This window comes from Oryzihumus sp., from assembly GCF_054325275.1.
Window position 1 is genome coordinate 1 of record NZ_JBTCWL010000015.1, and the last position, 12,794, is coordinate 12,794.

Sequence of the window (12,794 nt, forward strand, 5' to 3'; positions counted from 1 at the left end):
TCCGGAACGTGACCATCGTCCGATATGCGGTTCCGGCGTCCGCACAGCGGCCTTCCATCGGCAGGGAGGGCCGACGCCCGCCACCGCAGGCGCTAACCCACCTTGAGACAAACCGCATAGACAGTCGTGGGCTGGTTCACCTGGAAGCTGTTCACGGCCCGAGGGTCGAAGGTGGCGACCCATCCGTTGTAGGAAAGGCCGCTCCCCTGCGACGGGCGGCTCGCCCGCAGGAGGTCTCGTCGTGACTCGTCGCTGACGTACGGCTGCTCGAAACCTCCCCCGCCCAGGACCCAGCCTGCCGGGCAGTACGCCCCTCCACCGAGGTTGCTCACCTGCCCCGTCACGACCATCGAGGACGCCGAGGTGGCCCGACAGACGACCGCACCGGTTGCCGACACGGACACGACCGACGACCCCACCTGGCAGGCTCCGGAGACGCGGCGCTGGAAGACGCTGGAATCGAGACCGTCAACGAGGTCGGCATCCAGTGACGGCACCTTAGTGGTGTTGGTGCCAACCAGAAGCGGTGGTCTGCCGGCGGGGGAACCGAGGGAAAGTGCCGTTCCATAGGGGTTGCTCAGGGTGGTGGTTGTGGTTGCGGCATTGGCACGCCCCAGGATGAATGTGCCACCGCTCGCGGCTTCAGCAGTTCCACCAGCCAGGACGGCCATACCCGCCAGCAAGAGCACCACACGGGTCCTCGACAAGGCCATGACTTCCTCCATCGACTCTCTTCATGGTCATCAACCTCCCAAGCCACATCGTTCGGCTGCGGGTCCTGGCCCCCCACAGCGAACCCCTTGCCGCAAGGTGACAGCACCGGAACCGCCAGGAAACCGTCGAGTGGCGGAGCGCCTTCTCAGGCAAAGGCGGCTTGCCGCGGCAGGTCGTTGCGCCACGCGGGTGCGGCGCTGACACCCCCATACCTGGCCAGCTCAGGTGGTCTTCGGCCTGCCCGCGTGCAACTGATCCTGGAGGGCGCGCGCCGCGTCCTGGAGAAGCACACGGCTGGCAGTCCGGTCCCACGACGTCGCCCAGAGCTCGATAATCATGTCGCCTCGCCGGAACTCGGCGGCGCATGCGGCGTGCTTGTCGGCGTCCTGGCACCAGGCGACCTGGTCATCGATCCCCTGCACCTTGGGAAGAGCCAAGGTGCTGATGTGGCGGTAGGTCACGACTCCGTCAGTGAAGGTGCTGCAAGCCTTGTACCGCCTCTTGATCAGGCGCATGGCGTTGGTAGCGCCCGGAGGTTGGTACGCGACAGCAGACTGGCCGACCAACGCCGCGGACTTGAGATACCACTTCTCGCTGGTGACGCCCACGGCACGTTCGTTCATGGCCGGGGCCGGACCGCACTGCACGAACCATCCCCGTGGCGTGCTGTACAGCCGCTGCTGGACCATCCGGAACCCGGCTTTCCTCATCCGTGACTCCGAAAGCATCACCTCGTTCGTGGCCCAGGGCGCCTCTTGTTCCAGGGACGTCATGGTCGGGGACGGGGTCGAGGACGTGGACGGCGACGACGGGACAGATGCGCCGAGCGCCGCACGGGTCGCGCGGTCGCTCAGAGGCGGTGGCTGACCGGTGCAGGCTGCCAGAACCATGACCACGGCCAGCGCCGTGACTGCGCGAACTCGCATGGACCGTCCCCCCACGATGAAATCTGGGCGGATCCTACGTTCGGGTATGCGGGGACCTCGACGGGGAAGTACCAGGTGGGCAGCCGGTTGTCGGGTGCGCCAGACAGGAGCGCACCCACACGACCAGGTCTTCCGGATCGATGTCGACCGCGCCGTCCCAGAACACGTGGTCGACAAGGATCCGGCAGCACCCGCTCGGCGGACACCAAGGGGGCAGCGGTGGGCGTCTGGGCCTGAGGACGTGCTGTTCGGTAGCGGAAACCGGTCCCGAGGCTGAGAGCATCGTTGCGTGGTCGACGATGCATGGAGGGCGTTGGCGGATCCGTTCGTCGATGGCGCCTACGCCACCGTCAAGGGGCAGGTGCGCACCTATGTCCTGCACCAGCAGCTGCTGCGCCACCTGCCGCCCCCGCCGGCCTCGGTGCTGGACGTGGGAGGAGGTGCGGGCCACCAGTCGCTACCCCTGGCCCGGCTGGACTACGACGTCACGATCCTGGATCCGTCGACGGCGATGTTGGCCAGGGCCGAGGACCGGATGGCACAGGAGCCCGACGACGTCAGGTCGCGCATCCGGCTGGTCCGAGCCGCAGGCGAGGCGGCGGTCGAGGCCACCGGTGGCCGGCAGTTCTCCGCCGTGCTCTGCCACGGCGTCCTGATGTACCTCTCCGCGCCGGAGCCCCTGCTCGAGGTCCTGTGCCGTTGTGTCGAGCCCGGTGGGGTGGTCTCCATCATGGCGCTCAACGCCGGGACAATGGCCGTGCGGCCGGCGCTCGAGCACCGTTGGGCCGATGCCCTGGCCGGGTTCGACGCCACCAGCGAGATCGGCGTGCTGGGCGCGTCGACCCGTGGCGACACCGTCGAACACCTCTCGGAGCTGCTGCACCGTGGTGGAGTCGAACCCCGGGCGTGGTACGGAGTCTGGCTGTTCTCGGACTGGATGGACCTGCCGGTCGCGGGCACCGACGTCGAGGCCGTCGCGGAGGTGGAGCTGCAGGCCAGCCTCCGCGACCCGTACCGACAGCTCAGCCGCGTGTTCCACCTCATCGGGACCGCCAGCTCCTAGGCGGACGCCGGCGGCCCGTCGTCCGTTGTCGAGGATCTACGGTCTGCCCAGGGTCGCACCGGGAGTGGCCTCGATCGGCGAGATGTCCACAACCTGTCCCGGGTCGGCAGGACCTCCGAGGCAGTACGACAACACCCCCTCGACGGGCCCGGCGGCGCGGCCGATCAGTGTGGCGGCATTCGTTCCCAGCGAGACCCGGATCGTCACCGCGTCGCCCGCGCTCCCCACGTCGCAGCGGTACTTGGCGACGAGGAAGTAGGCGGACGCGGTCGGCGGCAGCAGCAGGGACTCCGGTCTGGCGTGGGTGACGTACTGGGACTGTCCGTGGGTGTAGCGGAACGGCATCGCCGCGCCGTGTCCGTCCAGGAGGGTCACGGCGGGGTAGCCGGAAACGCTGCAGGGCTGTGTGCCCCCATTGGTCAGGCGGAAGATCAGTGCGTGCTCGCCCGTCATCGCCGAGACCGCTTCACCGCGACCAAGCTTCAGCATCGAGGTCACACACGCACGGCCCGAGCTGTGGGGCAGCGCCACCGGCGGGCTCGTGGCGGCAGGTTTCTCCTCCTGCCCCTGGAGACCGAAGCGCTCCACCGACAGCCGGCCGGGCGGGAGCGCCGACATGCAGGACGGCGCGTAGACCGGTCTGGCGGCTCCCCCGAGGTTGCGCACCGGCACTCGCGCCTCGACGCTGCCACGCAGGGTCACGCCCAGACGAATGCCTGGCCCGGGGTCCGGCCCACAGTAGGACGGCTCCCAGGACAGGCCGGCGACCGCGGTCGCACCGGTCTGCAGGTGCAGCTCGGCGGGGGCGCCACACGCCAGCTGACAGAACGCACCCACCACGGTGAGCACCGGAAGCAGCTGGCCTCCTGCGGTGAGGAGGCGGATCCGAGGGTGGCCTGTCATCACGCACGCGGCCCCATGGTTGACCGCCATGACCCGGCCGGCGAGCTCGCCGGCGGAGTGTCGATGCGTGGGGTCGGTGCCATAGACCTTGGCCCCGGGCGCCCACTCAGCCGATACGTGCAGCTGGTCGACGCCGCAGGGCTTGTCCGGACCGGACGATGACGTCGCGACGGGGCCAACCGGGGGACGACTGGCGGGCAGGGATGTGGTCGCAACCTGCGATGGGGTCGGAACGTGCTGAGCCCCGCAGCCACTCACCGCACCAAGCAGCAGGCCGACGACCAGAGCCGACAGCACTGCGGTCTTCCCCGAACTCGGCACGCGTGGACTCCCCCCAGTAGGTGCTCCCTTGAGACGCCCGAGCCTCGTCATCGGTTGTCTTCTTCACGCCGGACCGTGAGATTGCCCGCCACCGGGAACGTCGTCCGAGCTCTGCCGGGCCGGGGCTTGGGACGTTCGCCCTGTGGGGCGCGGCACGCCGAGGAGTAGGCAGGTGGCGTAGCAGCAGTCGGCGGAGGCCTCGGCCGAAGTCCCCGGCCGAGACACCTGCCCAGCCGCTGGGAGGTGTCAGAGCGATGAGGCGAGTCGTGGTTGAGCGCTTCGGCGGGCCCGAGGTCTTGCGGGTGGTGAACGACGACAAGCCACGACCCGGCCCGGGCGAGGTGTCTGTCAGGGTCCTGGCCGCGGGTGTGTCCCTGACTGACGCGCAGCTGCGCGCCGGTACCTATCTGGGCGTGCCGAGGCCGCCGTTCACGCCGGGTTATGAGCTGGTCGGTGTCGTCGACGAGCTCGGCCCGGGCTGCAGGAGGCTGCGGACGGGCGACCGGGTCGCCGCGCTGACCGCCTACGGCGCCTACGCGGAATACGTCTGTGTGCCGGAGTCGGAGGTGGTCGAGGTTCCCGCGGACCTGGACCCGGCTGAGGCCGTGAGCCTCGTCCTGACCTACGGGACCGCCTACCAGATGCTGCACCGCCTGGCGAAGGTGCGCAGCGGCGAGTCCTTGCTCGTCCACGGCGCGGCCGGTCGGGTCGGTGTCGCAGTCCTCGAGCTCGGAGCACTGGCCGGGCTACGCCTCTATGGCACCGCGGCCGCGGTGGACTGTGCCGCCGTGGAGCGGCTCGGCGCCGTGGCCATCGACTACCGCAACGAGGACTTCGTGGCACGGGTGCGGGAGCTGACCGGCGACGGGGTGGACGTGGTGCTCGACGGTATCGGCGGCCCGACGTCGCTGCGTTCCTTTCGCGCCCTGCGGCCGGGCGGGCGGCTGGTCGTATACGGCCACTACGCCATGCTCGAGCGGGGGCGGACGAGCTGGCGACGGTGGGCCGCGGGCTGGGCCGAGTGGTACGGGACGACCGCGGCCGTCTCGCTGTGGGGGCTGCTCGATCCTCGGCGGCGGGTGATGGCCTACCGGATCCAGAGGTTGCGCGACAGCCGGCAATGGTTGCCGGTGGCCGGACGCCGTCCGGCGCGGCTGGTGGGTGGCGGTCCCCGCAACCCCGAGTGGTTCCGGGAGGACCTGACCGTGCTACTTGAGCTCCTCCGTGCGGACAAGGTCCACCCGGTCGTGGCCGAGCGCCTGCCGCTGTCCGAGGCGCGTCGCGCGCACGAGCTGCTCGCGGAGTCAGCGGCCAGGGGCAAGATCGTCCTGGTGCCATAGCCGCAGGGGGCACCTTCGGACACCCGGTCAGGCTGCCGTGGACAGAAGTTTCCGGGATGGTGTCGTATCACGGCGCCGTCGTTCGTGGAATGTGCGTGGGCGGCCGGACGCCGCACACGAGGAGCCCGGGAGGGCCCTCGTCCGGGACTGAGAGGAAACGACCATGACGGAGTACCTGATCACCTTCAACGACGAGTGGGTGCGCGAGCACACGGCGGAGGAGCTGCGCGAGAAGGGCACAGCAGCCCGGGCCGTGCTCGAGGAGATGCAGGCCGACGACGTCCTGATCTTCACCAACGGCGGGCTCGACCGGTCCACCGCGGTGTGCAGTGTCGAGGCGGTCGACGGCAAGCCGGTCTTCAGCGACGGCCCGTACGTCGAGACCAAGGAGCACCTCGGCGGCTTCTGCGTCGTGGAGGTGCCCGACGACGAGACGGCACGCTACTGGGCCGGCCGGCTCGCGACCGCTCTCGACTGGCCGCAGGAGGTGCACCGGTTCCGGGGTCCTGGGCACGCCCGGCGTACCAGCTCCGGGCAGAGGTGAGCGCCACACCCAGGTCCCTCGCGCAGCCCTTCCGGCTGGGTTGTAGACACCGCCCATGAACAGCACAAGCGCCCTCGCGAAGAGGGCGCTTCTGGGGTGAAACCGCCTCAGGGTATCGAGCCCTTGACCTATTCAGCACTAAGGCACCGCCAGCCACCTTCGGCCGTGGCGTCAGCGGCGCGAACCGTGTGATCGCAACGGCTTCGCGGTCATGGCGTCGGCGGGTTCTACGGGACGTTCGGCCAAATCGGCCCACGGGTGGCGCGCGGGTCAGAAGCTTCGGACGACCTTGTGTCCGAACAGGACCGTGATGAGCACCCACGTCCTCGCGTGCCGGCGCGCAGTTCTGTGACTCACCGCCCGTCCTGGCCGGAGATGATCCGGATGATGTTGCCGTCGTTGTCACGCATCACGATCCCCAACGGCATCCGGCGCGGCGCTGGACTGTCTCGGAACCGGTCCCTCAGCCATCGCAGCGCCGGGAGGACACGGGAAGTACGTCTCGGACCGGGCTTCTCCCCCTCGCCCGGCGCGGAACTGTTCAACTGCTGCGTCATTCTTCCCCCTGGGCGGTGTCACGATGGCCCGACAAGCGAACGGTAGCGTCGGCGCGCGACATTGGTTGGGGTGTTGCCGTAACGTGCCCGGGCGCCAGCCTCTTCGGATCCGCCGCGTCTCATTGCGTTTGGACGGATCTACAAGGCCGGCAGCATTGTCACCGCCCAGCCGGGCGACGCGACTCACGTGGCCGGCCATTACCCGCCGGTGCTAGGGCGCGACCTGCGGAGCCCGGAACCGCTGCACAGCACTCCCTGCCCCACCGGGGTGTTCCTTCAGACGTCCGGCGGCTAACGCGGCGGGTCCCACCGGCGAAGCGCGCAGGGCGTGGCCCGGCCGGGTGTGCGCGGCGAAGGTGAGCAGCAAAGACGGGGTGGCGGGATCGTCGTACGGCGAACATCCGGCCAAACCGGAGGCACCTGGGCCGTCCTCGTCGCGGCGCTGACTGTTCTGGCCGGACCTGGCCGTATGGCCTCTGAACTGCAGAAACGCCCTCGCGGGGAGGGCGTTTCTGTGGTGGAGCCGCCTAAGGGAATCGAACCCTTGACCTATTCATTACGAGTGAATCGCTCTGGCCGACTGAGCTAAGGCGGCATGTGACCCAAGGGGCACGAGCGACGAGTATACGGATGATCCGGCGATTCTCCGAACCGGGCCGCTCACCTCGCTCGCGCCCCCGTCACCGGCTCAGCAGCGCAGCCCCGCCCGGGGCACGGTGCCCTTGATCAGGTAGGCGTCGACCGAGTTGTCGAGGCAGGAGTTCGCCCGCATGTATGCCGTGTGGCCGTCACCGTTGAACGTCACCAAGTGGCCGTTGGCCAGCTCCCCGGCCAGCCGCTGGGACCAGGCGTAGGGGGTGGCGGGGTCACGGGTGGTGCCGACCACGACGATCGGGCCGCTGCCGGCGGCGGTGATCTTCTTCGGCGCGTTGTTGGCCTTGACCGGCCAGAAGCCGCACGGCACCGAGCTCCACGCCAGGAACGCACCCCAGGTCGGCGCCTGGACCGAGTCCTTGCGGGCCTCGTCCTCGTAGTGCGTGATGTCGGAGCTGTCCTTGCGATCCAGGCAGTTGACGGCGTAGATGACCTGCATCAGGTTGCCGTTGTAGGACCCGTCGCTGTTGCGGTCGGCGTAGGAGTTGGCCAGCCGCATCAGCGGGTTGCCGTCACCGTCGAAGGCCGAGCTGAGGGCGTCGGTCAGCTGGCTCCACGACCCCTGGTCGTACATCGCCGCGGCGATGCCGAGCGAGGCCCAGCCCTCGGTGAGCTGCTTGACGTCGGCGTCCCGGATCGGCAGCGGTTTGGCGTCCATCTGCTTGAGGAAGTTCTGCAGCCGTTTGACCCCGGCGTCCACCGAGCTGCCCAGCGGGCAGCCGCCCTGGTCGACGCAGTCCTTGACGTAGGCCCGCGTGGCCGTCTCGAAGCCCGCGGCCTGGCCGGCGTTGACCTCGCTGGAGGTCAGGTCGGGCGCCACGACACCGTCGAGGACGAACCGGCCCACCAGGGTGGGGAACAGGTCGGCGTAGGTAGCACCGAGGAAGGTGCCGTAGGACTTGCCGAGGTAGTTGAGCTTCTTCTGCCCCAACGCGGCCCGCAGGACGTCCATGTCCTTGGCCGCCTCGATCGTGGAGACGTGGCCCAGCAGGGGGCCGCCGTTCTGGGCGCACTTGGCCGCGAAGTCCTTGGCGCCCTGGACGAACTGCTGCTCCTCGGCCTTGTCGTCCGGGGTCGGGTCGGCGCCGAGGAAGGCGTCGAGCTCCTTGTCGTCGAGGCAGCTGACCGGCGAGGAGGAGCCCACCCCGCGCGGGTCGAAGCCGACCACGTCGTAGGAGCGGCGCACGGCGGGGCTGACGATGTTGTCGGCGGCCGCGGCGTACTGGACCCCGGACCCGCCGGGCCCACCCGGGTTGACCACCAGGGCGCCCTTGGAGGTGCCCCGCGCGGGGACCTTCAGCACGGCGATCTTGATCGTGTCGCCGTCGGGCTTGGAGTAGTCGATGGGCACCGTCAGCTTGGCGCACTGGAAGTCGGCGCAGCTGCGCCACGACAGGTGCTGGCCGTAGAACTTCGCCAGCGACTCCTCACCCTTGGGCGGTGGCTGCGGCGACGCCGACGTCGAGGTGCTCGGGGCCGACCCCTTGTCGTCGCTCTGGCTGGCGAACGGAATCACCGAACACGCCGACGTCGTCAGCACCACCGCCAGCGCGGCCCCGATCGCCCCCGTGATCCTCACGTCTGCCACTCCCTCGTCTCGGTGCTCACGGCCTCGACGCTATCCCGAAAGCCCACCCCCTGGACACGCGGTCCACCGAGGGAAATAGCTGCAGGTCAGCGCGGGAGCTGCAGCGAGATGGCCATGGCCTCCAGCGCCAGCAGCGGCGGCACGTTGGCGCCGATCCGCTCCCGGGCCACGCCGATCGCGTCCATCGCCCCCAGCAGCTGCTCGGAGGTCATCGCCTGGGCCAGCCGCTGCACGTGGTCGCCCATGTCCTGGTTGACCAGGGCCACCGGGGTGCCGCACCTCACGATGAGCGCGTCGCGGTAGACCGACAGCAGGTCGACCAGCGACCGGTCGACGACGTCACGCGTGTGCCGGGTCGCCCTGGTCTTCTGCTCCTTCTCCAGTGCCGCGATCTGCGAGCGCACGTGCGGCGGCTGGGTGCGGGCAGCCGGGTCGGCACCCAGCAGCTCCATCAGCCGGGCCTTCTCGGCAGCGTCCCGCTCGGTGGATGCGGCACCGGACTCCTCGTCGGCGATCTTGGCCAGGTCGGCCGCGGCCCCGATCGCGTCGCCCACGGTGCGGATCTGGCCGGCGAGCTGGATGACGTTGCGTCGCCGGATGCGCGCGCCCTCGTCATGCGCCAGGCGCCGGGCCACCCCCACGTGGCTCTGGGCCGCCCGCGCGGCATACAGGGCCATCGGCTCATCGACGCCGTCACGCCGCATGAGCAGCTCGGCCACGGCGTCCACCGGAGGGGTGCGCAGGCGCACGTGCCGGGAGCGGCTCCGGATGGTGATGATGACGTCCTCCAGGGACGGCGCGCACAGCACCCACACGGTGCGCGCGACCGGCTCCTCCAGGGACTTCAGCAAGGCGTCGGCGGCCCGCTCGTGGAGCCGGTCGGCGTCCTCGATGATGATGACGCGCCAGCGTCCGACCGACGGCCGCAGCGCCGCCAGCTGGACGAGGTCTCGCGCCAGCGCCACCGTCAGCGTCAGGCCCTCGGTGGCGATGATGTCGACGTCGGAGTGGGTGCCCTCGACCGCCGTGCGGCACTCCCGGCAGGTGCCGCAGCCACCCTGGGGGCACTGCAGCGCGCCGGCGAACGCCCGCGCCGCCACCGAGCGCCCGGAACCGGGCGGACCGGTGAGCAGCCACGCGTGGGTCATCGCGCCGGGGTCGCTGATCGCACGGCTCAGCGTCTCGACGGCGGTGTCCTGCCCGACGACCTGCTCCCAGACGCTCATGGGGCCACTTCTACCAGTGGGGTCAGACGCTCGCGCACCCGGCGGTGGATCTCCTCCGGCGGCAGCGCGGCGTCGATGACGAGGTAGCGCCCGGGGTCGGCTGCGGCCAGCTGCAGGTAGTGCTCGCGCACCCGGGCGTGGAAGTCGTCGGGCTCGGACTCGAGCCGGTCGTGCACGTCGCCGCGCCGCTGCCGGCCCACCTCGGGGGTCACGTCGAGCAGGACGGTCAGGGTCGGCACGAGCCCGCAGGTGGCCCAGCGGGACAGCTGCAGCACTTCGTCGGTGCCGAGGTCGCGCCCGGCGCCCTGGTAGGCCACGGAGGAGTCGATGTAGCGGTCGGTGATGACCACGTCGCCGCGGCGCAGCGCCGGGATGACGACGGACTCCACGTGGTGCGCCCGGTCGGCGGCGTAGAGCAGCGCCTCGGCCCGCGGGGAGATGTGCGAGCCGTGCAGGACGATCTCGCGGATCGCCCGCCCGGCGTCCGTGCCCCCCGGCTCCCGGGTGACGACCACGTGCCGGCCCAGCGACTCCAGCCACTGCTTGAGCAGCGCGCCCTGGGTCGACTTGCCGGCCCCGTCACCACCCTCGAGCGCGATGAACACCCCGGGCAGCCCGTCGTATGCCGGGTGCTCACCTCCGGGGGCCGCGAACGGGACCGTGGCACCCGGCATACCGGGGACGGGGTGCGGGCCGGCCTCGTGCCCGTTGTCGTGGTGGGTGTTGCTGCGCAGCGCGTCGCTGAGGTCGCTCAAGAGCGGGACTCCCTTGCGGTCGTCCATCTGCCGGTAGGCGAGGACGCCGGTGATGATCGTGGCGATGCCGGCCACGAAGAACGTGACCATGGCGCCGGTGTAGGTGAGGCTGACGGTGCCGATGTTGATGGTGAAGGGCAGGTTGAACACGCTGTCGAAGCCCGCGGCGAGCAGGGGCGCCGCCGCCAGGACGCCGACGAGGACGACCCGCACGAGGGACTGGACGAAGGCGAAGGTGCGGCCGCGGACCTCGTCCTCGACCTCCAGGCCGAGCAGGGTGTAGCCGCAGACCCACGAGACGCCGCCGGCGGCGCCGAGGACCACGGTCACGAGGGCGACGATGACGATGTTGGGGATCAGGGACAGCACCACCATCACCGCGCCGGCGACGGTCAGCGACAGGCCGAAGAGGCGCCGCCGGGAGAAGCCGGCCAGGAACCGTGGCCCGAGCGCCATGCCCAGTGCCATCCCGAGGAAGACCATGGCGAAGAGCACGCCGTAGCCGGCGGCGCCGGCGCCGAGGTCCTTGACGAAGCGCTGGGCCAGGCCGATGACCAGGCCGCCGGCGGCGAAGGCGCCGAGCATCCCGGCGACCAGGCCGCGCACCAGCGGGGTGCGCACGACGAACTGCCAGCCGTCGACGATGGTGCGCCACAGCGTCTCGGTCCGGGCGCTGACCTCGTGCGCCACCGGCGGGAAGGTGATCGTCCAGACGACGACCGCGCTCACGAGGAACGTCAGGGCGTCGACCCAGAGCGCGAGGTAGTCCCCGGAGGCGTCGAGCCCCGGCATGACCGCGTGCAGGGGGGTGTTGACCAGGGCCAGGCCGGAGAACAGCAGCGCGGCGACGGGGGCGGTGCCGTAGTCGGCGACGAGGCTGAGCTGGTTGGCGGTCTCGAGCTTGTCGCGGGGCACGAAGTTGGGCATCGCCGCCTCCTTGGCGGGCGCCCAGAACAGGCCGACGCACTCGATGAGCAACGTCGCGACGTAGAGCCACCACAGTGTCCCGACGAGCGGGATGGTGCAGATCAGCAGGAACCGCAGCCCGTCGCCGACGATCATCACGGTCCGGCGGTTGAACCGGTCGGCCAGGGCCCCGGCCAGCGGCCCGAAGACGATGGCCGGCGCGAGCCGCAGGATGAAGATTCCCGAGACCGCGAGGTACTCCGCGGCCGGGCTGGTGGCCAGGGTGCCGGCCAGGGACGTCGTGGCCAGGATGCCCAGCCAGTCCCCGAAGCTGGACAGCGCGAAGGTGGACCAGAGCCGGCGGAACGCGGTGATGGCGAGCACGCCGCGCACGTCGCCGGCGAGGCCCGCCGGTGGGGAGTGCTCTGGCTGGCTCACACGGTGAGCCTAGGCCAGAGCACCCCCGCGACGGCCTAACCCTGCGGCGGCCCCTGCGCGGCGGCCCGCTCGGCGTTGGCGTAGATCGCGTCGCGCACGTAGAACGACATGCCCGGGCGGATCTCGTCGTAGGTCGCCGTGAAGCGCGGGTCGCTGACGTACATGTCGGCCAGGCCGGTGTGGAACGCGTGGGAGCAGTCGTAGAAGCGCCGGACGATGTGCAGCCGGTGCTGCTCGGCGGCGTCCATGGCCGCCTCGCTGGTCGGCGGCTCGCCGGCGTCCATGGCCGCGACGAACGCGGCGTGCAGCGCGTCGGTCTCGGCCTTGACCTCGGCCCAGTCGGCCTTGGTCCAGCCCTTGGTGCGCTGCGCCGACTGCTTCCAGGCGTCGGTGTCACCCCACCGTTCCTGCGCCTCGGCCTGGTTCTCGTAGAAGCCGTCCCCGAAGAGCTCCTTCATGTCCTCGGTGGTGGCGGGTTGCTGGTTCATCTCCCTCTCCAGTGCTCGGTCGATGGCTGTCACGAGATCGCGCATCTCGTCGAGCCGGGACATGACCGCTGCGCGTTGACGCCGCAGGTGGGCCTCCACCGTCTCGGGGTGCTCCAGCAGGAGGGCGACCTCCTCCAGGGCGAACCCGAGCCGTCGGTAGACCACGATGTGCTGCAGGCACACGAGGTCGTCCTGGGTGTAGAGCCGGTAGCCGGCCGCCGAGCGCTCACCCGGCGACAGCAGCCCGATCTCGTCGTAGTGGTGCAGCGTGCGCACCGTCACCCCGAACCGCTCGGCCACCTGGCCCACGGTCAGGGACTCACCCACCCGCGTCGTCCCGGTCATGGCACCGACTATGGGCCCTCACGTCA

Annotated in this window: 10 protein-coding genes and 1 tRNA gene; 3 read left to right on the forward strand and 8 right to left on the reverse strand. The window is 70.4% G+C overall.

The features are described 5' to 3' along the window. Positions 1-92: 92 nt before the first annotated feature. Both ACXVGS_RS05620 and ACXVGS_RS05625 read right to left on the reverse strand, forming a co-directional pair. Positions 93-725 carry a hypothetical protein gene (locus ACXVGS_RS05620; RefSeq protein ID WP_458527761.1) on the reverse strand — a complete coding sequence of 211 codons (633 nt, stop codon included), beginning with the start codon at positions 723-725 and terminating at the stop codon, positions 93-95. A gap of 210 nt (positions 726-935) precedes the next feature. After that, positions 936-1,640 carry a hypothetical protein gene (locus tag ACXVGS_RS05625; RefSeq protein WP_458531454.1) on the reverse strand — a complete coding sequence of 235 codons (705 nt, stop codon included), beginning with the start codon at positions 1,638-1,640 and terminating at the stop codon, positions 936-938. Positions 1,641-1,929: 289 nt separating this feature from the next. Between ACXVGS_RS05625 and ACXVGS_RS05630 the strand changes: the two genes are divergently transcribed. Continuing rightward, a complete protein-coding gene (locus ACXVGS_RS05630) occupies positions 1,930-2,703 on the forward strand; it encodes a methyltransferase (protein WP_458527763.1) in 774 nt (257 codons plus the stop codon). 36 nt (positions 2,704-2,739) lie between these two features. On the opposite strand, the gene ACXVGS_RS05635 is transcribed toward ACXVGS_RS05630, so the two are convergent. Next, positions 2,740-3,978 (reverse strand): DUF4232 domain-containing protein, encoded by a 1,239-nt coding sequence (locus tag ACXVGS_RS05635; protein WP_458538171.1) that lies wholly within the window; start codon positions 3,976-3,978, stop codon positions 2,740-2,742. A 203-nt stretch (positions 3,979-4,181) separates the two neighbouring features. Here ACXVGS_RS05635 and ACXVGS_RS05640 point away from each other — a divergent pair, with 203 nt between their 5' ends. Together ACXVGS_RS05640 and ACXVGS_RS05645 are read left to right on the forward strand one after the other, a co-directional pair. Continuing rightward, positions 4,182-5,267, forward strand: coding sequence for a medium chain dehydrogenase/reductase family protein (locus ACXVGS_RS05640; RefSeq protein WP_458531456.1), 1,086 nt, complete (start codon positions 4,182-4,184; stop codon positions 5,265-5,267). Positions 5,268-5,430: 163 nt separating this feature from the next. Further along, positions 5,431-5,811, forward strand: a complete 381-nt coding sequence (locus ACXVGS_RS05645) for a YciI family protein (protein WP_458527766.1) — start codon at positions 5,431-5,433, stop codon at positions 5,809-5,811. A gap of 1,075 nt (positions 5,812-6,886) precedes the next feature. Here the strand turns inward: ACXVGS_RS05645 and ACXVGS_RS05650 are convergent. The 5 genes from ACXVGS_RS05650 to ACXVGS_RS05670 all read right to left on the reverse strand — a co-directional run bounded on the left by ACXVGS_RS05650 (position 6,887) and on the right by ACXVGS_RS05670 (position 12,768). Then, a tRNA-Thr gene (locus ACXVGS_RS05650) sits at positions 6,887-6,963 on the reverse strand. Positions 6,964-7,056: 93 nt separating this feature from the next. Next, a complete protein-coding gene (locus ACXVGS_RS05655) occupies positions 7,057-8,601 on the reverse strand; it encodes an alpha/beta hydrolase (protein WP_458533629.1) in 1,545 nt (514 codons plus the stop codon). Positions 8,602-8,696: 95 nt separating this feature from the next. Further along, positions 8,697-9,836, reverse strand: coding sequence for a DNA polymerase III subunit delta' (locus ACXVGS_RS05660; RefSeq protein ID WP_141786781.1), 1,140 nt, complete (start codon positions 9,834-9,836; stop codon positions 8,697-8,699). Beyond that, entirely contained in the window at positions 9,833-11,935 is a 2,103-nt protein-coding gene (tmk, locus tag ACXVGS_RS05665) for a dTMP kinase (RefSeq protein WP_458527768.1), read from the reverse strand. Before tmk ends, ACXVGS_RS05660 begins: the two co-directional genes overlap by 4 nt. Positions 11,936-11,970: 35 nt before the next feature. Beyond that, positions 11,971-12,768, reverse strand: coding sequence for a MerR family transcriptional regulator (locus ACXVGS_RS05670; protein ID WP_458527769.1), 798 nt, complete (start codon positions 12,766-12,768; stop codon positions 11,971-11,973). Between the last annotated feature and the right edge of the window lie 26 nt (positions 12,769-12,794).

Coding starts and splice junctions, on each gene's coding strand:
- ACXVGS_RS05660 (WP_141786781.1), bottom strand. CDS start 9,836: ATGAGCGTCTGGGAGCAGGTCGTCGGGCAGGACACCGCCGTCGAGACG.
- ACXVGS_RS05640 (WP_458531456.1), top strand. CDS start 4,182: ATGAGGCGAGTCGTGGTTGAGCGCTTCGGCGGGCCCGAGGTCTTGCGG.
- ACXVGS_RS05645 (WP_458527766.1), top strand. CDS start 5,431: ATGACGGAGTACCTGATCACCTTCAACGACGAGTGGGTGCGCGAGCAC.
- ACXVGS_RS05620 (WP_458527761.1), bottom strand. CDS start 725: ATGGAGGAAGTCATGGCCTTGTCGAGGACCCGTGTGGTGCTCTTGCTG.
- ACXVGS_RS05670 (WP_458527769.1), bottom strand. CDS start 12,768: ATGACCGGGACGACGCGGGTGGGTGAGTCCCTGACCGTGGGCCAGGTG.
- ACXVGS_RS05625 (WP_458531454.1), bottom strand. CDS start 1,640: ATGCGAGTTCGCGCAGTCACGGCGCTGGCCGTGGTCATGGTTCTGGCA.
- ACXVGS_RS05635 (WP_458538171.1), bottom strand. CDS start 3,978: ATGACGAGGCTCGGGCGTCTCAAGGGAGCACCTACTGGGGGGAGTCCA.